This is a genomic window from Streptomyces sp. NPDC012935 (genome assembly GCF_042900345.1).
Lineage (GTDB): Bacteria > Actinomycetota > Actinomycetes > Streptomycetales > Streptomycetaceae > Streptomyces.
Genome location: NZ_JBIBBC010000001.1, coordinates 87976 through 108375 on the forward strand (window position 1 = coordinate 87976; position 20400 = coordinate 108375).

General features: G+C 71.7%; 23 protein-coding genes. 9 read left to right on the plus strand and 14 right to left on the minus strand.

Going from position 1 to position 20400, the window contains the following annotated elements; genetic code table 11:
• Positions 1-951, plus strand: coding sequence for an NADP-dependent oxidoreductase (locus tag ACFY5C_RS00395; RefSeq protein WP_389438859.1), 951 nt, complete (start codon positions 1-3; stop codon positions 949-951).
• A gap of 132 nt (positions 952-1083) precedes the next feature.
• Here the strand turns inward: ACFY5C_RS00395 and ACFY5C_RS00400 are convergent, their stop codons facing one another.
• On the minus strand, positions 1084-2190 hold the full coding sequence (locus ACFY5C_RS00400; RefSeq protein ID WP_389438861.1) for an NAD(P)-dependent alcohol dehydrogenase: 1107 nt from the start codon (positions 2188-2190) through the stop codon (positions 1084-1086).
• A 25-nt stretch (positions 2191-2215) separates the two neighbouring features.
• Entirely contained in the window at positions 2216-3667 is a 1452-nt protein-coding gene (locus tag ACFY5C_RS00405) for an aldehyde dehydrogenase family protein (RefSeq protein WP_389438863.1), read from the minus strand.
• A 103-nt stretch (positions 3668-3770) separates the two neighbouring features.
• On the opposite strand from ACFY5C_RS00405, the gene ACFY5C_RS00410 reads away from it, so the two are divergent.
• Both ACFY5C_RS00410 and ACFY5C_RS00415 read left to right on the plus strand, forming a co-directional pair.
• Positions 3771-4208: a MarR family winged helix-turn-helix transcriptional regulator gene (locus tag ACFY5C_RS00410; RefSeq protein WP_389438865.1), complete on the plus strand. Its 438-nt coding sequence runs from the start codon at positions 3771-3773 to the stop codon at positions 4206-4208.
• Positions 4209-4375: 167 nt separating this feature from the next.
• The gene (locus ACFY5C_RS00415) at positions 4376-4756 is read left to right on the plus strand and encodes an anti-sigma factor antagonist (RefSeq protein WP_389438867.1); all 381 of its coding nucleotides are present in this window, start codon (positions 4376-4378) and stop codon (positions 4754-4756) included.
• A 9-nt stretch (positions 4757-4765) separates the two neighbouring features.
• Here the strand turns inward: ACFY5C_RS00415 and ACFY5C_RS00420 are convergent, their stop codons facing one another.
• Entirely contained in the window at positions 4766-5719 is a 954-nt protein-coding gene (locus tag ACFY5C_RS00420; protein WP_389438869.1) for a ribose-phosphate diphosphokinase, read from the minus strand.
• 181 nt (positions 5720-5900) lie between these two features.
• Between ACFY5C_RS00420 and ACFY5C_RS00425 the strand changes: the two genes are divergently transcribed.
• Positions 5901-6563, plus strand: coding sequence for a DUF4230 domain-containing protein (locus tag ACFY5C_RS00425; RefSeq protein WP_389438871.1), 663 nt, complete (start codon positions 5901-5903; stop codon positions 6561-6563).
• A gap of 305 nt (positions 6564-6868) precedes the next feature.
• Here the strand turns inward: ACFY5C_RS00425 and ACFY5C_RS00430 are convergent, their stop codons facing one another.
• Genes ACFY5C_RS00430 through ACFY5C_RS00455 form a run of 6 tightly spaced genes read right to left on the minus strand, consistent with a single transcriptional unit; the run spans position 6869 to position 10599 of the window.
• Complete coding sequence (locus ACFY5C_RS00430; RefSeq protein ID WP_389438873.1) at positions 6869-8629, minus strand: complex I subunit 5 family protein; 1761 nt, start codon at positions 8627-8629, stop codon at positions 6869-6871.
• On the minus strand, positions 8629-8976 hold the full coding sequence (locus ACFY5C_RS00435; RefSeq protein WP_389440599.1) for a sodium:proton antiporter: 348 nt from the start codon (positions 8974-8976) through the stop codon (positions 8629-8631). Before ACFY5C_RS00435 ends, ACFY5C_RS00430 begins: the two co-directional genes overlap by 1 nt.
• Positions 8977-8986: 10 nt before the next feature.
• Complete coding sequence (locus ACFY5C_RS00440) at positions 8987-9727, minus strand: MnhB domain-containing protein (RefSeq protein WP_389438875.1); 741 nt, start codon at positions 9725-9727, stop codon at positions 8987-8989.
• Complete coding sequence (locus tag ACFY5C_RS00445; RefSeq protein ID WP_389438877.1) at positions 9724-9975, minus strand: hydrogenase subunit MbhD domain-containing protein; 252 nt, start codon at positions 9973-9975, stop codon at positions 9724-9726. The genes ACFY5C_RS00440 and ACFY5C_RS00445 overlap by 4 nt, the downstream gene beginning before the upstream one ends.
• A complete protein-coding gene (locus ACFY5C_RS00450) occupies positions 9968-10420 on the minus strand; it encodes a monovalent cation/H+ antiporter complex subunit F (RefSeq protein ID WP_389438879.1) in 453 nt (150 codons plus the stop codon). Before ACFY5C_RS00450 ends, ACFY5C_RS00445 begins: the two co-directional genes overlap by 8 nt.
• Positions 10417-10599 (minus strand): hypothetical protein, encoded by a 183-nt coding sequence (locus ACFY5C_RS00455; RefSeq protein WP_389438881.1) that lies wholly within the window; start codon positions 10597-10599, stop codon positions 10417-10419. Before ACFY5C_RS00455 ends, ACFY5C_RS00450 begins: the two co-directional genes overlap by 4 nt.
• 614 nt (positions 10600-11213) lie before the next feature.
• Here ACFY5C_RS00455 and ACFY5C_RS00460 point away from each other — a divergent pair.
• Positions 11214-11675, plus strand: a complete 462-nt coding sequence (locus ACFY5C_RS00460) for a VanZ family protein (RefSeq protein ID WP_389440601.1) — start codon at positions 11214-11216, stop codon at positions 11673-11675.
• On the opposite strand, the gene ACFY5C_RS00465 is transcribed toward ACFY5C_RS00460, so the two are convergent.
• Positions 11672-12448 carry a sulfite exporter TauE/SafE family protein gene (locus ACFY5C_RS00465; protein WP_389438883.1) on the minus strand — a complete coding sequence of 259 codons (777 nt, stop codon included), beginning with the start codon at positions 12446-12448 and terminating at the stop codon, positions 11672-11674. The two genes, ACFY5C_RS00460 and ACFY5C_RS00465, sit on opposite strands and share 4 nt — an antisense overlap.
• 213 nt (positions 12449-12661) lie before the next feature.
• Between ACFY5C_RS00465 and ACFY5C_RS00470 the strand changes: the two genes are divergently transcribed.
• A complete protein-coding gene (locus tag ACFY5C_RS00470; protein WP_389438885.1) occupies positions 12662-13891 on the plus strand; it encodes a ricin-type beta-trefoil lectin domain protein in 1230 nt (409 codons plus the stop codon).
• Positions 13892-13906: 15 nt separating this feature from the next.
• Here ACFY5C_RS00470 and ACFY5C_RS00475 read toward each other — a convergent pair whose 3' ends face one another.
• Positions 13907-14143 carry a hypothetical protein gene (locus tag ACFY5C_RS00475; RefSeq protein WP_389438887.1) on the minus strand — a complete coding sequence of 79 codons (237 nt, stop codon included), beginning with the start codon at positions 14141-14143 and terminating at the stop codon, positions 13907-13909.
• A 125-nt stretch (positions 14144-14268) separates the two neighbouring features.
• Here ACFY5C_RS00475 and ACFY5C_RS00480 point away from each other — a divergent pair, with 125 nt between their 5' ends.
• The 3 genes from ACFY5C_RS00480 to ACFY5C_RS00490 all read left to right on the plus strand — a co-directional run bounded on the left by ACFY5C_RS00480 (position 14269) and on the right by ACFY5C_RS00490 (position 17697).
• Positions 14269-15291: a PHP domain-containing protein gene (locus ACFY5C_RS00480; RefSeq protein WP_389438889.1), complete on the plus strand. Its 1023-nt coding sequence runs from the start codon at positions 14269-14271 to the stop codon at positions 15289-15291.
• Positions 15292-15616: 325 nt separating this feature from the next.
• Complete coding sequence (locus ACFY5C_RS00485; RefSeq protein ID WP_389438891.1) at positions 15617-16582, plus strand: SDR family NAD(P)-dependent oxidoreductase; 966 nt, start codon at positions 15617-15619, stop codon at positions 16580-16582.
• A gap of 86 nt (positions 16583-16668) precedes the next feature.
• Positions 16669-17697, plus strand: a complete 1029-nt coding sequence (locus ACFY5C_RS00490) for an SDR family oxidoreductase (protein WP_389438893.1) — start codon at positions 16669-16671, stop codon at positions 17695-17697.
• A 55-nt stretch (positions 17698-17752) separates the two neighbouring features.
• Here the strand turns inward: ACFY5C_RS00490 and ACFY5C_RS00495 are convergent, their stop codons facing one another.
• From ACFY5C_RS00495 to ACFY5C_RS00505, 3 genes are all read right to left on the minus strand, one after another.
• The gene (locus tag ACFY5C_RS00495) at positions 17753-17995 is read right to left on the minus strand and encodes a hypothetical protein (protein WP_389438894.1); all 243 of its coding nucleotides are present in this window, start codon (positions 17993-17995) and stop codon (positions 17753-17755) included.
• 71 nt (positions 17996-18066) lie between these two features.
• Positions 18067-19356: an ROK family protein gene (locus tag ACFY5C_RS00500; RefSeq protein WP_389438896.1), complete on the minus strand. Its 1290-nt coding sequence runs from the start codon at positions 19354-19356 to the stop codon at positions 18067-18069.
• A 59-nt stretch (positions 19357-19415) separates the two neighbouring features.
• The gene (locus ACFY5C_RS00505) at positions 19416-20378 is read right to left on the minus strand and encodes a phosphotransferase family protein (RefSeq protein WP_389438898.1); all 963 of its coding nucleotides are present in this window, start codon (positions 20376-20378) and stop codon (positions 19416-19418) included.
• Positions 20379-20400 lie beyond the last annotated feature (22 nt).

Genomic DNA, 20400 nt, shown 5'->3' on the forward strand with positions numbered 1-20400 from the left:
ATGAGCAATGTGAACACGATGCGAGCCATCAGCCAGGACGTTCTCGGCGGCCCCGAGGTCCTGAAGGAAGTGGAAGTTCAGCGCCCCACCCCGCGCCCCAACGAGGTACTGGTCCGCGTACGCGCCGCCGGCCTCAACCCGACCGACTGGAAGCACCGCGACAACGGCGGGTTCCTGGGCGAGCCGCCCTTCGTCCTGGGCTGGGACGTCTCGGGCGTGGTCGAGGCGGTCGGCATCGGCGTCGTCCGGTTCCAGCCCGGCGACGAGGTCTTCGGCATGCTGTCCTACCCGTTCGGCCATGGCTCGCACGCCGAGTACGTCACCGCACCGGCACGCGTCTTCGCGCACAAGCCTGCCTCGGTCGACCACATCCAGGCGGGCGCGCTGCCTCTGGTCTCCCTCACGGCCTGGCAGGCCCTGGTCGAGTACGCGGACGTGCAGCCGGGGCAGCGGGTACTGATCCACGCGGCCGCGGGCGGCGTCGGGCACGTGGCCGTGCAGATCGCCAAGGCGCGCGGCGCGTATGTGATCGGCACGGCGAGCGCGGGCAAGCACGAGTTCCTGCGGGGCCTGGGCGCGGACGAGCTGATCGACTACCGGGAGACGGACTTCGCCGAGGCCGCGAAGGACGTGGACGTCGTCCTGGACACCCTGGGCGGTGAGACATCGGTGCGCTCGCTGAGCGTGCTGCGCCCTGGCGGCGTCGTCGTCTCGATCCTGCCGGTCGGGTCGGACGACTTCTACCAGGAGGCCGAGCGGCTCGGCGTCCGGGCGCTGCGGATGCTCGTCGACTCCGACCGCGCCGACCTGCGGGCGATCGCGGACCTGGTCGACAAGGGCCAGTTGCGCGCCGAGATCGCCGGCACGTTCCCGCTGGCCGATGCCGCCGAGGCGCATGCGCTGGGCGACACCGGCCGGACCACGGGGAAGCTGGTCCTGACGGTCGACTGACGCAGATCGGTCGGCTCGGCCGGTCGAGCCGGTGGAGCCGGTCGAGCCGGTCCAGCCGGTCCAGCCGGTCCAGCCGGTCCAGCCGGTCCAGCCGGTCCAGCCGGTCCAGCCGGTCCAGCCGGTCCAGCCGGGTCAGAACGTCAGCACGGGCTTGATCGCCTTGCCCGCGCCCATGTCCCGCACCGCCTGATCGATGTCCGCGAACGGATAGGTACTGATCAGGCGGTGCAGCGGGAGCCGCCCTTCCTTCACGAGCCGGACCAGGGCGGGGATGAAGGTCTGCGTCTCGGCGTCGCCGAGGGTGAGGCCGACGATCTGTTTGCCTCCGAGCAACCCGTTGACGTCCAGGGCGACTTCGGTGCCGAACGGCGGGGCGCCCACGACGACCAGGGTGCCGCGGGCGGCGAGCGCGTCGACGCCCTGGCGCAGGACGCCGACGTTGCCCGTGGTCTCGACGACGCCGTCGGCGCCCTGGCCGCCGGTGATCCCGGCGAGCGCCTCGCCGAGGCCGGCCTCGGCGGCGTTCACGGTGTGGGTGGCGCCCAACTCCCGGGCCAGCGACAGGCGTTCGGCGACCCGGTCGACGGCGACGATGTTGGTCGCCGGGGTGTGGGCGGCAGCCATGACCGCGGAGAGGCCGACGGCTCCCGCGCCGAGGACGACAACGGTGCTGCCGGTGACCGGCTTCAGCACATTCCATACGGCGCCGACTCCGGTCTGCACCCCGCAGCCGAGCGGGGCGATCGAGGCCAGCGGCACCTCCGGGTCGACCTTCACCAGGCTGCGCTGGTCCACCAACGCCCGCTCGGCGAAGGACGACTGGCCGAAGAAGTGCCCGCCGAGCTCCTCGCCGCCCCGGCTGATCGTGCCGGTGCCGTCGGCCCTTCGGCCGCCGATCAGGTTCAGCGGGAGCCAGGTCGCGCAGTACGCCGGGTGGCCGCTCCGGCAGTTGCGGCAGTCACCGCACGAGGTGAAGGACAGCACGACGTGGTCGCCCGGTGCGACGCCGGTCACCGCCGGACCGACGGCCTCGACTACGCCCGCGCCCTCATGTCCGAGGACCCCGGGGAGCGGGAAGGGCAGTCCGCCGCTCGCCACGCCGAGGTCCGTGTGACACAGGCCGGTCGCCACCATGCGGACCACGGCCTCGTGGGGTCCGGGCTCGTCGAGCTCGACGTCGCAGAGGGTGAAGGGTGCTCCGCCGGACTCGACGACGGCGGCACGGGTGGGGATGGACATCGTACGAACTCCTTGACGGGGGCGCTCAGTCGAGCGAGACGACGACGGACTTGGTCGTGGTGTAGGCGTCGAGCGCCTCGGGACCGTACTCGCGGCCGAATCCGGAATCCTTGACCCCGCCGAAGGGGACCGCGGGGTCGAGCATCGCCCAGTCGTTGACCCAGACGATGCCGGCCTGGAGCCGGTCGGCGACCCGGTGGGCACGGGCCAGGTTGCCGGTCTGGACGCCGGAGGCCAGCCCGTACGGTGTGGAGTTGGCCAGCTCGACGGCCTCGTCCTCGGAGTCGAAGGGCTGGACGGTGAGGACCGGGCCGAAGATCTCCTCCTGGATCACGCGGGAGTCGTTCGGCAGATCGGCGATCACGGTGGGCTTGTAGTAGTAGCCGCCGTCGAGGTCGAGCCGCTCGCCGCCGCAGACGATGCGGCCGCCTTCCTTGCGGGCCAGCTCGACGTACTCCTCGACCTTGCGCAGATGCCGCTCCCCCGCCATCGGGCCGATGACGGTCTCGGGCTTGCGGGGGTCGCCCAGCGGAACGCCGGGCACGGCGTCGGCGAGGATGCCGAGCAGGGTGCTGTAGACCGCGCGCGCCACCAGCAGCCGGGGGCCGCCCATGCAGAACTGGCCGGTGTTGAAGACGAACCCCTTGATGATCGCCCCGACGGCTTTCTCCAGGTCGGCGTCCTCGAACACGAGGTGGGCCGCGTTGCCGCCGAGCTCCATGGTCACGGGCTTGAGGGACTCACCGGCGAGGGCCGCGACCCTGCGGCCGACCGCGGTCGAGCCGGTGAAGGCGACCTTGTCCACTCCAGGGTGCCGCAGCAGCGCCTCACCGGCCGCGGGGCCTCCGGTGACGACGTTGACGACGCCGTCGGGGACACCGGCGCGCTTGAAGAGTTCGGCCATGTACAGGGCGCTCAGCGGGGTCTCCTCGGCAGGCTTGTGCACCACCGTGTTACCGGCCGCGAGCGCCGGGGCCAGCTTCGAACCGGCCAGGATCAGGGGGAAGTTGTACGGCGTGATCGCCGCGACGACCCCGATCGGCCGGCGCCGGACGTAGGCGAGGGCGTTCATGGGCGTGTCGCGGACGGAGCCGTCCAGGGAGTGGGCGAGGGCCGCGAAGTGCTCGTAGTCGTTGGCGGCGTTGGTGACGTCGACGGCATGGGCGAGTGCGATCGGTTTACCGACGTCGCGGCTCTCCAGCTCGGCGACGGTGTCCGCGTTCTCCCGGATCAGCTCGGCGACCCGGTGCAGCACCCGGCCCCGCTCGCGCCCGCTCAGCCGGGACCAGGCACCGGCGTCGAAGGCCTCCCGCGCGGCACGCACGGCCGCGTCCACGTCGGCGGCACCGGCGTCCGACACGGTGGTGACGACAGCACCGCGGGACGGGTCGACCACCTCGGCGCGCGCTCCGTCGGCGGCCTCGCGCCACCGGCCCCCGATGAACAGCCGACCGGGTTCGATCTCGAAGGTGGTCATGCCCACTCCTCAGCTTCATCGCCAAGATTTCAACCAACAGGATTCCTGTTTGTCCGCAGTCTGAATACAGACAGGTTTCCTGTCAATGCTCTAGGCTGAAGTCATGCTCGACACCCAGGCAGCCAAAGCCCACCCCTCGCTTCTGTACATGGTGAAGCAGGTGGAGCTGGTCGTGCGCTCCCACCTGGACGAGCTGGTCAAGCCGTCCGGGATCACCGCGCTGCAGTACACGGCACTCACCGTCCTGGAACGCCACGACGGACTGTCGGCCGCGCAGCTGGCGCGCGACTCCTTCGTCACGGCCCAGTCGATCGCCGACCTCGTACGGTCTCTGGAGGGCCGCGGGCTGGTGCGCCGGGAGCGCAATCCCGACAACCGCCGGGAGCTGCTGATCCTGCTCACCGACGCCGCGCATGAGCTGCTGGCGCGGCACGCGGGGCCGGTGCGGGAGCTGGAGGAGCAGATGGTGCGGGACCTCACGGCCCATCAGGCCGAGCAGTTCCGCCAGGCACTCTCCAAGGCCTGGCACGCACTGTCGTAGTCACACCCCGGACATCACGCGAAGCCTCTGTCGCAAATCAAAGACATATGTCAATCGAACATGCTCAGATTCGCTCTATCGAGGGTAACTTGCAGTGCGGGGAACGGATTTGCGCTCAATCGGGCTGCATCCCCGCCGCACCCGAGCGGGTTGGAGGCGATGTCGTCGTGCAGCAGGAACCTGCGCCGTTCAGCCGGCACCTGCGCGTCCATCGGCACCGCGAGCACACGGTGCTGGAGTTCCGCGGCGAGATCGACATCGCCGCCGCGGTGGAGATCGCCCCGTACCTGGACCGGGTCACGGCGCACCCCGACGCGCGGATCGTGATCGACCTCAGAATGGTCGAGTTCTTCGACTGCTCGGGACTGCGCCTGCTGTACCGGGCCCGCGGCCGGACGCTCGACCACGGCGGGCAGTTACACCTGGTCTGCACCCACCCGCTCACCCTGCGCGTCCTGAAAATCACCGGTCTGTCGCGGCTGCTGCCCCCGCATCCCACCCTGGACGCGGCCCTGAACCAGCCAGAGGCCACGTCCGGCACCTTATGAGGGCACCCGTCATTCGGTTCCCGGCGCGTCGAACAGGGCGCTGACGGACTCCCCGTTGTGAATGCGACGCACGGCCTCGGCGAGCGCCGGGGCGATGGACAGGATCCGCAGCTTTTCGGTGCGCTCCTCCGCCGGCACCGGCACGGTGTTCGTGCACACGATCTCCAGTACGTCGGGCTGCTCGCCGATCCGCTTCAGGGCGCCGGACGCGAACAGGCCGTGCGTACAGGCGACGCGGATCGAGCGCGGCCCCAGCTCCCGCAGCCGGTCGAGGAGTTCGAGCACCGTGCTGCCCTTGGCGATCTCGTCGTCCAGGACGATGACGTCCCGACCGGTCACCTCGCCGATGACGGAGTTGATGCTGACCCGGTCGTCCGCGAACCGCTGTTTGGCGCCGGCGGCCACCTGGGCCCCGATCATCCGCGCGAACGCGGCGGCCTCCTTCGCGTTGCCGAGGTCCGGTGAGACGACCGTCGTACGCGAGAGGTCGTACTGCCGGAAGTGCGCGGCGAGTTCGCGCAGCGCGTGCAGGTGGTCGACCGGCACCGCGAAGAAGCCGTGCACCTGGGGCGAGTGCAGCGTCATCGCCAGGACGCGGCCGGCGCCGGCCGACACCATCAGGTCGGCGACGAGCCGTCCGCCCAGGGAGATGCGGGGTGCGTCCTTCTTGTCGGAGCGGGCGTAGGAATAGTGCGGCATCACGACGGTTATCCGGCGCGCGGACGCGCCACGGGCGGCGTCGCACATCAGCAGCAGTTCGACGAGGTGTTCCTGGACGGGCCGGACCAGGGGCTGGATCAGGAAGACGTCCCGTTCCCGGCAGTTGGCCTGGAGTTGCACCTCCAGGCAGTCGTTGGCGAACCGGCTGACCCGGCTCGGGCTGAGCGGCACCCCCAGATGCGCGCAGACCTCCGCCGCGAGTTCGGGGTGGGCACTACCGCTGAACACGGCGATCTCTCGCACGATCCGCTCCTCGAATGATCATTCCGGGTGGCGGACTCATGCTACTGACCTCGGCAGAAACGTTGCAGCGCACCCGTGGGCGTGAGCGTCCCGGCCGGGATCGCAGGTGCCAATCGGCCAACGATCCGGTCCTCCCGGGGGTTTGGGGGTATCCGAAGGGCAGGGAAGGAGGAACGTCGACATGACGACTCCCACGAAGCGCATCAACAAGCGCATGCCCGGCTGGGCGAAGGTGGTGAGCGCCCTCGTACTGGTGCTCGTCGTCTTCTTCGCCGGGATCCGGTTCAGCGTGCTCCCCGGCCTCAAGGACCTGTTCGGCACCGAGACCAACGACCGCTCGGGTCCCGCACTGCTCCAGTCCATCCAGGACATGAGCCGCTACGACGCCGCCTCCGGCAACTTCCAGATCGTCGTGGATCTGGAGAAGGACGCCAAGTTCCTGCCCGACGCGATCCGCGGCTCCCGCACGCTGTACGTCGGCGCGGGCACCGTGGACGCCTATGTCGACCTCGGCAAGGTCGGAGATGACGACGTCACGGTCAACGGCGACCGTACGTCCGCCACGCTCCGCCTGCCGCACGCCGCTCTCGGCAAACCGTCCCTCGACCCCGACCGCTCCTACGCCGTCTCCAAGGAGCGCGGTCTCCTCGACCGCCTCGGCGACCTCTTCTCGGACAACCCGAACAGCGAACAGGCCGTGCAGAAACTGGCGGTGAAGCACATCGGCGAAGCAGCCAAGGACAGCGAACTGACCGCCCGCGCCGAGACCAACACCACCGGCATGCTCGAAGGCCTGCTCCACTCCCTCGGCTTCAAGGAGGTGAAGGTGACGTACGGGGCCTGATGCATGCCCTTTCGGCGGACCCACGGGCGCCGGCACGAAGGCGCGCTCGCTGGTCACCGGAGTGCGGCGAAGCCGTATGGGCGCCCCGGCAAGACGCCAGCCGGACGCCGCCCGACCGGCAGGCCTTTGACGACAGGGCCCACGACAGCACATCGGTTCGCCGACGGGCGGCTTGCGAAGCCGCATGAAGCATGCCGGCGTGCGAACGCTGGGTGCCGGAGCGCTCACGGGCGAGGAGCCGCGTGGGCGCTCCGGCGAGGCCGACGCCAAACGCCGCCCCGCGGGCCGGCATCTGGCTGCGGGGTCTAGGCCGGCAGGCCCGGCAGGGCCAGTGCCCCCAATAGCGTGGCTCCCACCAGTACCCAGGCCACGTAGTCCCCGACGTGCCCGGACTGCAGGCGGCGCAGGGGCCGGGCGTGGGACGGGGCGGCCAGGAGGTCGGGGCGGGTGACGGCCAGGGCTGCGAGGCCGAGGGCCAGTACCGTCGAGGCGAGGTCCAGCAGGACGCCGGCCGGGGTCCAGTGCGGGGCGGGGACGGGGGCGCCGCCGGAGCCGGCCTCGTTGACGGCGTGGGCCACGACCTCGCCGAAGCCGGGGGCCACGCCTACGGCGAGTGAGGCGGCGAGCAGCACGGCGGGGACCGCGGTCATGGTGTCGGGGATGCGGCTGAGCCGGTGCCGGGTCTCGGGCCCTTCGCCGGCGCCGGTCGTCTCGTACTCGGTGTCGTCCTCGGGGGTCCGGCCGAGCCCGAAGAACACCCGCGCGGCGACCCGTAGTACGGCCGCGGCGGTGACCGCGCTCGCGACCACGTACAGCAAGGTCAGCGGGCCGCCCGCGGCCTTCTCCGTGACGGCTTTCCCGAATCCGGTCCCGAAGGGCGGGAGTCCGGCGAGCGCGAGCCCGCCCACCACGTACATCACGGCGACGCCGCGCAGTTCCCGGGCCCGCCCGTGCAGCGCGTGCTCGTCGACGTTGCCGTACCGGTCGAGGAGAATCCCCGTACAGGCGAACAGCGCGGCCTTCACGCCGGCGTGCCCGAGGACGTACAGCGCGACCCCGTCGTCGGCTTCCGGTGTGAGGACGCCGATGCCGATCAGGAACAGCCCGGTGTGGGCGACCGTCGAGTACGCCAGCAGCCGCTTGATGTGCCGCTGGTACCAGCACATGATCGCGCCGATCACCGCGGTCACCGCGCCGAGCACGACGAGGACCCGCTCCAGGTCGGCCGCCGGGATCCCGCCGGGCCCGGCGAAGACGGTGCCGTACACGCGCCAGACGCCGTACACGCCGAGTTCGACCATGACGCCCGACAGCAGCATGCACACCGGCGTGGGCGCGACGGCGTGCGCGTCCGGGAGCCAGAAGTGGAACGGTACGGCTGCCGACTTGATCAGCAGGCCGGTCAGGACGAGGACGAACGCGGCCAGGACCAGCGCGTCCGGCGGCCCGTGCGTGTCCAGGCCGCGGCCGATCCGGTCCATGGCGAGCTCGCCGGTACGGGCGTACAGCAGCGCGATGCCCATCAGCATGGCGTAGGCGCCGAGCGAGGTGACGACGCCGAAGGTCAGCGCGCCCTGCACGGCCTTGGCCTCCTCGACCTGGGTGCCCGTCAGCGCGTAGGCGACGACGCTCATCAGCTCGAACCACACGAATGCGTTGAACAGGTCGCCCGCGACTGCGAATCCGCACATGCCCGCCTGGAGGAGCAGGACCAGGGCGGGGAACGAGCCGGCGTGCCGGCGCGGAGGCTCCTCGAAGTAGCGCCAGGAGTAGGCCAGGGCCGCGAGGGTCAGCAAGGAGGCCAGGGCCGCCATGCCGAGCCCCGCGCCGTCCCCGACCAGGACGATGCCGACGCTGCGGCCCTCCATGGGCGTCCAGCCGCCGACCCATTCGGCCATCGGTGGAGAGGAGTTCAGCGACAGCACGATCGCGAGCCCGGCCGTGCCCGCGGCGACGGCACAGCCCACGGCGTCCGCGACGACGCGGGGCAGGCGGCGGCCACCGGCGACCAGGAGGGCGGCACCGAGCAGCGGCGCGGCGACGAGCAGCGGCAGCAGGTCGTCCATCAGCCGCGCAACTCGGAGAGTTCGTCGGGGTCCACGGTGCCGTGCCGCTTGGCGACCTGGATGACGAGCGCGAGCAGCAGCGCGGTGACGGTCGCGCCGACGACGACGTCGGTGAGGGCGAGGGCCTGGACGACCGGGTCGACGACGGGGCGTGAGCCGGGCTCGAGATCGGAGAAGACGGGCGCGGTGGCATCGTCGCGGTAGCCGACGGCCAGCAGCAGGACGTACGTGGCCGACTGGCAGACGGCCAGACAGCCGACGGCGTGGATCAGATTGCGGCTGGTGGCGAGGCCGAAGCAGCCGACCAGGAAGATCCAGACGGCGACGAGGTACGGCAGGACATCCATCACGGCGCTCTCACTTCCCGCTCTCCTCCTCGATCTCGACGGCCTGGTCCAGGAAGCGGGCGAGCAGCACGACGACCGCGCAGGCGACCTCCATGCCGACGGCCGCGTTCAGCAGCGGCACGGTGCCGCCGGAGGACAGCGTGTTGAACGTGCCGTACGGCAGCAGGGTGTTCGCGAGGAACGCGGTGCCGCCGATGAGGCCGGCGAGGCCGGTGACCAGGTAGGCCGAGGCCGCCACGGCATCACCGACCTCGTACAGGCCGACCGGGCGGACGCGTTCCAGGGCGCGGTAGTCGGCGCCGAGGTAGAGCAGATGCAGGGCGGTCGCGGCGACGACGCCTCCCTGGAAGCCGCCGCCGGGACTGAGTTGCCCGTGCGCGATGACGTACAGGCCGGTGGCCAGGGCGATCGGCAGGACGATCAGGGCGTACCGGCGCACCGACGGGGCCACCTCGGCGGGTTCGGGCCGGGCGCGGTGCTCCTCGCGGGTCTGCCGCAGCAGGACGACACAGCCGACGACGGCCGCGAACAGAATGGTCATCTCGCCCATGGTGTCGAAGGCGCGCTGGTCGAAGTTGACGGCGGCGATGGTGTTGGCGGTCTGCCGGGCGAGTGCGGCGCGCACCGCGCGGTCGCCGTACGGGTGGCTGTCGCCGCCGAAGTCCGGCAACCGCAGGCAGGCGGCGACGAGAAGCGCGGCCAGGCCCGCACCGCCGACGGCGACGAGCCGGAGCCGGGTGCGCGGGTTCATTCGTCACGCCCCTTGCGCCGCCTGACCTTGCGGACCGACAGGAGCAACAGCAGCGGGGTGAGGGCGCCGCCGACCGCGAGTTGCGACAGGGCGACGTCCGGCGCCTGCACCGCGGTGAACAGCACGGCGAGTACGACGCCGAGGACGGCCAGCACGAGGGCCTGGCGCTCGGGGTCGCGGACCAGTACGGCCACCGTCGCGCAGCCGGCGACCAGCAGCAGCGCGACGACGATCACAGCGTCAGCCACCGCGCACCCCCGCGATGCCGCCGGACAGCGCGTGGGAGGCGACGATGTTCCCGCCGATCAGCAGCGCGCCGGTGAGCAGGACCTTCAGCATCGCCCGGCCCGGTCCCTCCGCCACGCACAGCGCCAGGACCACGGCCGCGCCGAGACCGGCGGCTGCCCACGTCAGGCTCCAGGCGCCGGGCGGGTCGGCGGCGAGTTCCTCGGTCAGCAGGCGGGCGAAGACGAGGGTGCCGACCGGGCCGAGCAGGGCGAGGACGAGTGCGAGATCGACGTAGGCGGGGCGGTCGTATCCCTGGGCGAGCAGGAGCAGTCCGGGGCAGGCCAGGGCGGTGGACAGGTTCTGGGCGACGACCCGGTTCCGCAGCGGTCCGGTGGCGACGCCCCAGAGGGTGGCGCCCACTCCCGCGCCGAGCACGACGGTCGCCGCGAGGAGCCAGCCGTTCATCGAACGGCCACCGCCCGGCGCGCGGCGACAGCGGCGAGCGCGGCCATGCCGGCGACGCCCGCACCGACCGCGAGTTCAAGGGTGTCGACGGCGGTGACGAGGATCAGCCACAGCAGGGCGAGCGCGACCCACCAGGCCAGGAACTCGGCTGCGGCGAGCAGCGTCGTACGCCGGTCCATGTGCCACCTCCGCGAGCCAGATGTCCGTTACTTCCGTTCCGCGTCATCCAAACACCACCCCGGATGACGGAGGCGGCGGCGCGCGGGCCTCCGCCCGGAGTGCCCCGACAGCGTGAAGGGAAACCGTGGGCGGCCGTGACACCGGGCGCGGCACGGTGGGCATCTCGATGCGGTGCCGGGGTAAACGACCTACCACGAAGGGACGTTGAAGACTGGAGGATCACATGGCCGGTGGGACCGCACGTTCGCGTACCGCGTTGCACCCCGGCACTCCCAAATCCAGAGGTGCCGCCAAGGCGGCAGGAGGAGCGAAGGCCACAGGCTCCGGCAGGTCGGCGGCGGGCTCGAAGTCCGCGGGTTCCCTCAAGTCCGTGATGGGCGCGAAGTGGCGAGAGGCAGCCTGGTTCGCGGGCGGCTCGAAGTCGCGGGGAGCGGCCAAGTCCGCAGGCTCGAAGTCACGGGGCACGGGCAGGTCCGCGGGCCGCACGAAATCGGCAGGCACGGCCAAGCCCGGGCTGAGTGCCAGGCTTGGACTCACCGCGAAGTCCGGACGCACCGCCAAGTCCCGACGCGCCGCCACATCCGAACGCACCACGCGACCCAGGCGGAGCCCCCTGCGCTTTCTCGCCCGTCTCCTCGCGATGCTGTGCGCGTTCGCGTTCATGGTCGCCTTCGCCGTCGTGCTGGCGAAGCTCACCCTGCAGCCCTCCCCCGCGTCCGAGGCGCTGACGCACACCAACCTGCAGCCGGGCAGTTCACTGCGGGCCTATCTGGACCAGCCCGAACTGCGCGACGCCGTCAAGCAGATCGGGGGCAATGTGCTGCTGGGTGTCCCGTTCGGCATCCTCGTTCCGGTCGTCGCACCACGAACGCGCGGTGTCCTTCGAGTTCTGCTGCTGACGGCGACCGTCATGCTCCTGGTCGAGTTCGCGCAGGGTGCCCTGGTGACAGGGCGCGCCTTCGACATCGACGACGTCATCCTCAACACCACCGGCGCCCTGATCGGCTACCTCCTGCTGGGCCGGCGACTGAGCCGCGTGGTGCACGCCCGCGGGTCCGGCGCCGCGAAGGTCTAACGCAGCACCAACTGAACGATGGCCACCGTGCCGACCACCACGATGAACGCGCGCAAGACCGCGGGCCGCAGCCGGCGGCCGGTCCTGGCTCCCAGGAGGCCGCCGGCTGCGGACCCGATCGCGAGGAGGCCCACGGATGTCCAGTCGAACTCCGCGGCGACGAGGAAGAACAGCGCGGCGACGGAGTTGACCACCGCGACGAGCACGTTCTTGGCCCCGGTGAGGCGTTGCAGGCTGTCGTCGAGGAGCATGCCCATCAGGGCCACGTAGATGATGCCCTGGGCCGCCGCGAAGTAGCCGCCGTAGACGCTGGCCAGGGTCAGTCCGACGAGCAGCAGGGGGCCGCCGTCGGGGCGCGGCGTCTTTCCCGTCCGTGCGCGGCGACTGCTCAGCTTCTTGCTGATCAGCGGTTGGAGGACGACCAGCACGAGGGCGAGGCCGACGAGGACCGGCACGATCCGTTCGAACGCCGAGGCGGGCAGGGCGAGGAGCAGTGCGGCGCCGCTGAGCCCGCCGAGGACGGCGCCGGCGCCCCACTTCAGCAGGCGCCGGCGCTGACCGCGCAGTTCCGCGCGGTAGCCGATGGCTCCGCTGATCGAGCCGGGGATCAGCCCGAGCGCGTTGGAGACCGTGGCGGTGACGGGTGGCAGGCCGGTCGCGAGCAGGACCGGGAACGAGATCAGCGTCCCCGAGCCGACGACGGCGTTGACGGCACCGGCGGCCATGCCCGCGCCCAGGACGGCGAGCATTTCACCGATGTGTGCGGCGTTCATGGCGAGAAGCCTAGGAACACGACACTTCGGTAGCGGACGAACCGTGCCGGGCGGGGCCGATCTCGCCGCGAGATCCGGACACTCGATTTCTGGTCCGTACCAAGGTATTGACGGCCCCTTACCTCACTCCTTAAATCAAGTGGCGACACCTTCACCCCCCACCTCGGTCGGCGCGCCCCGTCCCGCACGGGCCGCCGCATGGAAGGGAGCACGATGGCCTCCTCACGCCTGCTCCGCACCGCCCTCCTCGCCGCCCTGTCGGCCGTCCTGGTCGCGTCCGCCGCGATCGGCCCCGCGCAGGCCGAACCCCCGGACGTCTCGGCCGCCGCGGTGACGTTCTCCGACAACTTCGACGGGCCCGCCGGCGCCGCGGTCGACTCGTCGAAGTGGCAGATCGAGACCGGCGACAACGTCAACAACCACGAGAGGCAGTACTACACGTCCGGCAACAAGAACGCGGCGCTGGACGGCCAGGGCCACCTGGTGATCACCGCCCGGCGCGAGAACCCCGCCAACTACCAGTGCTGGTACGGCACCTGTCAGTACACCTCGGCCCGGCTGAACACCTCCGGTAAGTTCACCGCGCAGTACGGGCACATCGAGGCGCGCATGAAGGTGCCGCGGGGGCAGGGCATGTGGCCCGCGTTCTGGATGCTCGGCACACCGGTCAACTGGCCGGACTCGGGTGAGATCGACATCATGGAGAACGTCGGCTTCGAGCCCTCGACGGTCCACGGCACCATCCACGGCCCCGGCTACTCCGGGTCGGGCGGCATAGGCGCCGGCTACTCCCTCCCGAACGGACAGGCCTTCGCGGACGCCTTCCACACCTTCGCCGTCGACTGGGCGCCGGACTCGATCACCTGGTCCGTGGACGGCAACGTCTACCAGCGGCGCACACCCGCCGACCTGGGCGGCAGGCAATGGGTCTTCAACAAGCCGTACTTCCTGATCCTGAACCTCGCTGTGGGCGGCTACTGGCCCGGCGACCCGGACGGTTCCACGGTGTTCCCGCAGCAACTGGTGGTGGACCACGTCTCGGTGACGACCGGCGACAGCCCCGCCGGCGGCGCGATCAGGGGGCTGGCCGGGAAGTGTGTGGACGTGGCCGGGGCGAGCTCCGCGAACGGCACGCCCGTACAGCTCTACGACTGCAACGGCAGCGCCGCCCAGCAGTGGTCGGTGGGCTCCGACGGCACGCTCCGCGCCCTCGGCAAGTGCCTGGACGCCACCGGGAACGGCACGGCGGACGGCACGACGGTCCAGTTGTGGGACTGCACCGGCGGGCCCAACCAGAGATGGACGGTCACCGCGGCAGGCGACATCGTCAACCCGCAGGCCGACAAGTGCCTCGACGTGACCGGCAACAACCCGGCCAACGGCACCCGGCTGCAGATCTGGACCTGCAGCGGCGGCGGCAACCAGAAATGGACCGTCGGCTGACCGGGCCGTCCACCCCTAGTGGTGGTGCCAGGTGAACTTGTCCCCGCCGACCCAGCGCACCACGTCCGGGTCGTCCAGGTCGTGGACCGTGATGCCGAACGCGGCGGCGTACTCCAGGACGTCGGTGATCGTCCTCGGCCGACCGACGACTTCACCGTCGATCTCCATGATGCGGAACGGAGGCGTGCCCGGCTGAACCCCGAGCACCATGATCCGCGGCTGTGAAATGTGCGGGCTCGCGCTTTCGGTCATGAATAGAGCGTAGAACGCAACCCGCGTCAACGAATCCTCCAGGCGGACCGCGACACGCAGCCGCCGCACCGTCCGCCGCCGTGCGGGCGCGGCAGGGCCGGGGAACCCTGGAGGAGGAGGTGGCGATGGATCCCGTCGACGCGCTGAACAGGATCGCGTTTCTGCTGGAGCGGTCTTTGGAGCCGACGTATCGCGTACGCGCCTTCCGTACGGCCGCCCGTGTGCTGGCCGCGCTGCCCGCGGACGAGGTGCGGGCGCGGGCTAAGGCCGGGACGCTGGAGTCGCTCAAGGGCGTCGGCCCCAAGACGGCCCAGGTCGTGCGTGAGGCGCTGGCCGGTCAGGTGCCCGCCTATCTGACGGATCTGGAGGGCCGGCCGGCGGCCGAGCCGCCCGTGAACGGCCATCGGCTGTGGGAGCTGCTGCGCGGGGACTGCCATCTGCACTCCGACTGGTCGGACGGCGGCAGCCCGATCGAGGAGATGGGCCGGACGGCCGCCGAGCTCGGCCACGAGTGGGCGGTGCTCACCGATCACTCGCCGCGCCTGACCGTCGCCCGCGGGCTGTCGGCGGACCGTCTGCGCGAGCAACTGGACGTGGTGGCGGACCTGAACTCGACCTGGGCACCCTTCCGGCTGCTCACCGGTATCGAGTGCGACATCCTGGAGGACGGGTCGCTCGACCAGGAGCCCGAGCTGCTTCAGCGGCTCGACGTGGTGGTCGTGTCCGTGCACTCCAAGCTGCGGATGGACGCCCCCACGATGACTCGCCGGATGGTCACCGCCGTACGCAGTCCGCACGCGGACATCCTCGGCCACTGCACCGGACGGCTGATCACCGGGCGGGGCCGGCCGGAGTCCGAGTTCGACGCCGACGAGGTGTTCGCCGCGTGCGCCGCGTCCGGTACGGCGGTGGAGATCAACAGCCGGCCCGAGCGGCTCGACCCGCCCCGGCGGCTGCTGCGGCGGGCCGTGGCGGCGGGCGTGCTGTTCTCCGTCGACACCGACGCGCACGCCCCCGGGCAGCTCGACTGGCAGCGATACGGCTGTGCGCGGGCGGAGGAGTGCGAGGTGCCCGCCGAACGGGTGCTCACCACCTGGACGGCGGACGAGCTGCTGGCCTGGACGCGTGACAAGTCAGCGGTGAAGTGAGCGGGGCGGCGACGACCCGGAGCAGGGCGTGACGCACATCACCGCCCGTCGGCGCACATTCAGGAACACCGGCAGGTAGTTTCCCGTTGAACCAGCCGTGGGTGCGGATGGGACTGTGTCCCCGGGCCTCACCTTTTGCCCACAGGGACGATCGTTCGGCTGAAGCCCTGTGGAGCCTTTCGCCGAGAGGCGACCGCCATCCGCGCCCACACCTCAAGACCGCCCCGACCGGAATCCCCCGTCCGGCCGGGGCTTTTTCCTGTCCGGGCGTGTCCCCACGGGTCGGCTTGACTTCGAGAGCGCTCCAATTCGTAGCGTTTCGCACATGAGCACTGCACAGCACAAGATCGGCTCCGGCTTCGGGGCCACGAGCACCGCCGACGACGTCCTCCAGGGCATCGACCTGACCGGAAAGCTCGCGATCGTCACCGGCGGCTACTCCGGCCTCGGCCTGGAGACGACACGGGCACTCACCAAGGCGGGCGCCCATGTCGTCGTCCCCGCCCGCCGCCGCGCCGCCGCCGAGGAGGCCCTGTCCGGCCTCGCCGGCGCGGAGGTGAACGAGCTGGACCTCGGCGACCTGGAGAGCGTGCGCGGCTTCGCCGAGCGCTTCCTCGCCTCCGGCCGCACGGTCGACCTCGTGATCGACAACGCCGGGATCATGGCCTGCCCGGAAACCCGGGTGGGGCCGGGCTGGGAGGCACAGTTCGCGACCAACCATCTCGGTCACTTCGCCCTGGTCAACCGGCTGTGGCCGGCGATCGAACCCGGCGGCGCCCGCGTGGTGTCGGTCTCCTCGCGCGGCCACCACCTCTCCGGGATCCGCTGGGACGACGTCCACTGGCGGCACGGCTACGACAAGTGGGAGGCGTACGGGCAGGCGAAGACCGCGAACGTCCTGTTCGCCGTCCACCTCGACAAACTCGGCGCCGAGCACGGCGTACGGGCCTTCTCGCTCCACCCGGGCGGCATCCTCACCCCGCTGCAGCGCCACCTCGCCAAGGAGGAGATGGTGGAGCGCGGCTGGATCGACGAACAGGGCAACATGCTCCACCCCGAGGCCTTCAAGACCCCTGAGCAGGGCGCGGCCACGCAGGTGTGGGCCGCGACATCGCCGCAGCTCAACGGCATGGGCGGGGTCTATCTGGAGGACTGCGACATCGCGGAGCCCGCTTCCGACGACGCCGCAGACCCCAGTGGGGTCAAGGACTGGGCCACCGACCCGGAGCAGGCGGCGCGGCTGTGGACGCTGTCGGCGGAGCTGACGGGCGTGAACGCGTTCGCCGCCTAGCCACGTCCCGTGCCCGGCGCGTGCAAGGGCTCCCGGACGGGGGTACTCGGGGGTCCCCCGTCCCCACTCTCCGGGAGGAGCCGCAGGTGAGCAGCGAAGCGGCCCGAAGGATCGTCGTCACCGGTGCCACGGGCAATGTCGGTACGAGTGTGGTGCGGCTCCTGTCGGAGGATCCGGAGGTCGGCTCCGTACTGGGGCTGGCCCGCCGGATCCCCGACTGGTCGCCGCCGAAGACGCAGTGGGCGTCGGTGGACCTGGCGTCCGAGCGCTCCGATCTGGCGGACATGTTCGAGGGCGCCGCGGCCGTCATCCATCTGGCCTGGGCGTTCCAGCCGACGCACGATCCGGCGACGACCTGGCGCACGAACGTGCTGGGCGGCATGCAGGTCTTCGAGGCGGTGGCGGCGGCAAGGGTCCCAGCGCTGGTCCACGCGTCGTCGGTCGGCGCGTACTCGCCGGGGCCGAAGGACCACGCCGTGGACGAGTCATGGCCGACGCACGGCTGGCCCGACGCCGCGTACTGCCGGGAGAAGGCCTACCTGGAGCGGGCGCTGGACACCTTCGACCGGGCCCACCCCAGGGTGCGGGTGGTGCGGATGCGGCCGGCGTTCCTGTTCAAGCGGCAGTCGGCGAGTGAGCAGCGCCGTATCTTCGGCGGGCGGTTCCTGCCGGGGCCGCTGGCGCGACCCGAACTGCTGCGGCTCCTGCCGGACATCCCGGGACTGCGGGTGCAGGCACTGCACAGCGACGACGCGGCCACGGCGTATCAGCTGGCCGTGAAGTCCGACGCGCGGGGGGCGTTCAACCTGGCGGCCGAGCCGCCGGTCGACGCGAGGGTGCTGGGCGAGATGCTCGGCGCCCGCCCGGTCCGGCTCCCGCGCACGGCTGCCCGCTCGGCGATCGCCGCCGCGTGGGGGCTGCACCTGCTGCCCGCTTCCCCGCACCTGTTCGACGCGGTCCTCGGGCTGCCCCTGATGGACTGCACGCGGGCGCGTACGGAACTGGGCTGGCGGCCGGAGCGCACGGCGACCGAGGTGCTGGAGGAGTTCGTGCAGGGCCTCCAGCGCGGTGCGGGCGCACCGACGGAGCCCATGCGGGGCCGCAAGGTGGGCTGACCCACGCCCTGCGGCGCCCCGCTCGGCCCCGGCCGGAACTCGTCTGTCAGCTCTGTCAGCCCGGCGACTCCTCGGGCGCCGGGTGTTCGTGGTGGACCGCACCGGACTGCCGCGCGCCTTGTCGGCTCGTGCCCGCCTCATCGGTGTCGGGCACGTCGTCCGCTTCGGTGGTCGTGTCCTCCCCCGGCCCGGCTGGCAGGTCCCACGGGTCCTCCCCCGGGGCGGCCTGCTGGTCCGGCAGATCCCTCGGTATCGGCTCGCCGGTCTCGTCCGGCGCCTCGCGACGGTCGTCGGCCATGGTGCACCTCTTTCGCGTCGTTCAAGGTCGTCCGAAGGCCCGCGAGTACCGCCCGGGCCGCCGGCGAAACCTCAGTGCGCCCCCCGCTGCGCCAGGCTTGTCCGCCAGGCGGGCGCCGAGCCGTCGGTCGCGGGCTCGGCGCGTCGGCCACCGCGGGCGAAGAAGTCGGCGAGCGGCAGGATCGCGGCACCGACGGTGACGGCTTCCGGGCCGAGCCGGCCCACGTCGATCGTGACTTTTCCGGCTGGATGCCGCAGGGCGTACGCGGCGGCGTGACGGCGCACGGCGGGCAGGAGGCGCGCGCCGAGCCGCAGCCCCGCCCAGCCGCCGATGAGGATGCGCTCGGGCTGGAAGAGATTGATCAGGTCGGACAGGCCCGCGCCCAGATACTCGGCGGTCTCCTCCAGCACGGCCAGCGCCGCCGGGTCCGCCTCGCCGCCCTCGGGCGGATACGCGCCGGTCAGCAGCGCGGCCAGTGCGGTCTCCTCGTCGGCTCCTTCCGGCAGGCTCCCGCCCTCCTCGCGCCAGCGCGCGAGCAGCGACTCGGCGCCCGCGTACGCCTCCAGACAGCCGAGCGCACCGCAGCGGCAGCGGCGCCCTCTGACCCGTACCGTCAGATGCCCCCACTCGACCGCCCGGCCGTGCTCCACCTCGGGGGTGACCAGACAGGCGCCGACGCCGGAGCCGAAGAGGACCACGACCGCGTTGCGGGCGCCGCGGCCACCGCCGAACCACATCTCGGCCTGGCCGAGGGTCCGGGCGCCGTTGTCGATGAAGTAGGGGACGGAGTCCGGGAGTGGGGAGCCCTCGCGCAGGCGCTGCTCCAGCGGTACCGCGTCCCAGCCGATCGTCTGTCCGTGCACCACGGCGCCGAGCTGCGGCGTGCGCTCCACGATCCCGGGGACGCCGATGCCGACACCGAGGAGCCGCTCGGGTCCGACGCCGGCCCCCGAGAGCACCTCGGTGATGCCGTCGCGCACATGGCCGACGATGCCCTCCACCTCGTACCGCTGCTGCGCCAACGGCCGCTCCGCGTGGGCGAGTTCGGTGAGGGTCAGGTCGAACAGCCCGATCCGCACCCGGGTCTCGCCGACGTCGACGCCGATCATGTGCCCGCTGCCCGGCGCGACGCGCAGCAGAATGCGGGGCCGGCCGCCGTCGGAGTCGACGCTGCCGGCCTCCTCGACCAGGCCGTCCGCGATCAGGTCGGCCACGACGTTGCTGACGGACCCGGAGCTGAGCCCGGTCGCGGGGCCGAGTTCGAAGCGGCTGAGGGGGCCGTCGAAGTAGAGGCGCTGCAGCACGGCCGTACGGTTGCCGCGTCTGAGGTCCCGTACCGTGCGCCCGTTCCGCCCCGCCATGCGGCTCCCCTTCGGTCGGCCCTGCTCCGGGCCCTGTTCGAATCGTCCCCCATTGTGGCCTACGACGTCAGATCCTCGATCTCGGCCAGCGCTGCCACGAGCTCCGGAGCCACCGTGTCCTGGACCCAGCGGTGCTGTGCGGGGTCGACCGCTCGGGGGATCGTCTCCGTGAGCATGATCAGGTAGAGGTAGGAGCGGTAGAGGGCCAGCCGCAGCCGAGCGGGTCCGTCGAAGTCGGCACGGCCCCCGGCCTCCCGATAGCCGGCGAGGAACGCCTCGTCCTTCTTGATGTCGTCCAGGAGCGCCAGGGAGACGAAATCTGCCAGCGGGTCGCCCCAGAACATCCGCTCCCCGTCGATGAGGCCGCCGATCCGGGCCTCCCCGGACGTGCGGTCCACCAGGATGTTGCCCTGCCACAGGTCGAAGTGGACCAGGTACGGCACGGTGACGTCGTCGAGTGCGCCGTAGGCGGCCCGCAGCGTGTGCGCCACGGCGTCGGCGGGACGGGGCAGCCGGGCCCCGTAGCGGCGGGCGTCGTCGAGGACGGCGTCGAGCATCCCGGTGAACGCTGTGCGCCAGTCGGCGGCGAGCGGGCCGAGGGCGCCGGACGGATAGCCGAAGCCCGGTCCGGTCACCCGGTGCAGACGAGCCACCTGACGGCCCAACTCCGTGCGCAGAGCCGTCCGTTCGGCATCGGTGAGCTCACCGTTCCAGGGCTCGCCGGGACAGGCCGTCATCAGCAGCCGGTCCCCGCCGGCCACCACACGCGGTGCGGGAACGTCCGCCTTGGCGGCCCCGCGGTAGAACTCGGCCTCGGACACCAGCAGCCGGCGCTCGTGCCGCAGCCCCGGGACGGTCGGTGCGGGCGGCACCTTCAGCACGTACCGGCCGCCGTCGGTGAGGAGCAGTTCCTCGACCGTGTTGTACGTGCCGCCCGGCAGCGGGCGCAGGTGGGCGAGGTGGTCCGGCGGTATGCCCGCCGCGTCCAGGACCTGCCGGGCCCGTTCCCAGGAGTCCACCACCGTGCGCCCACCCCGCCCCTTC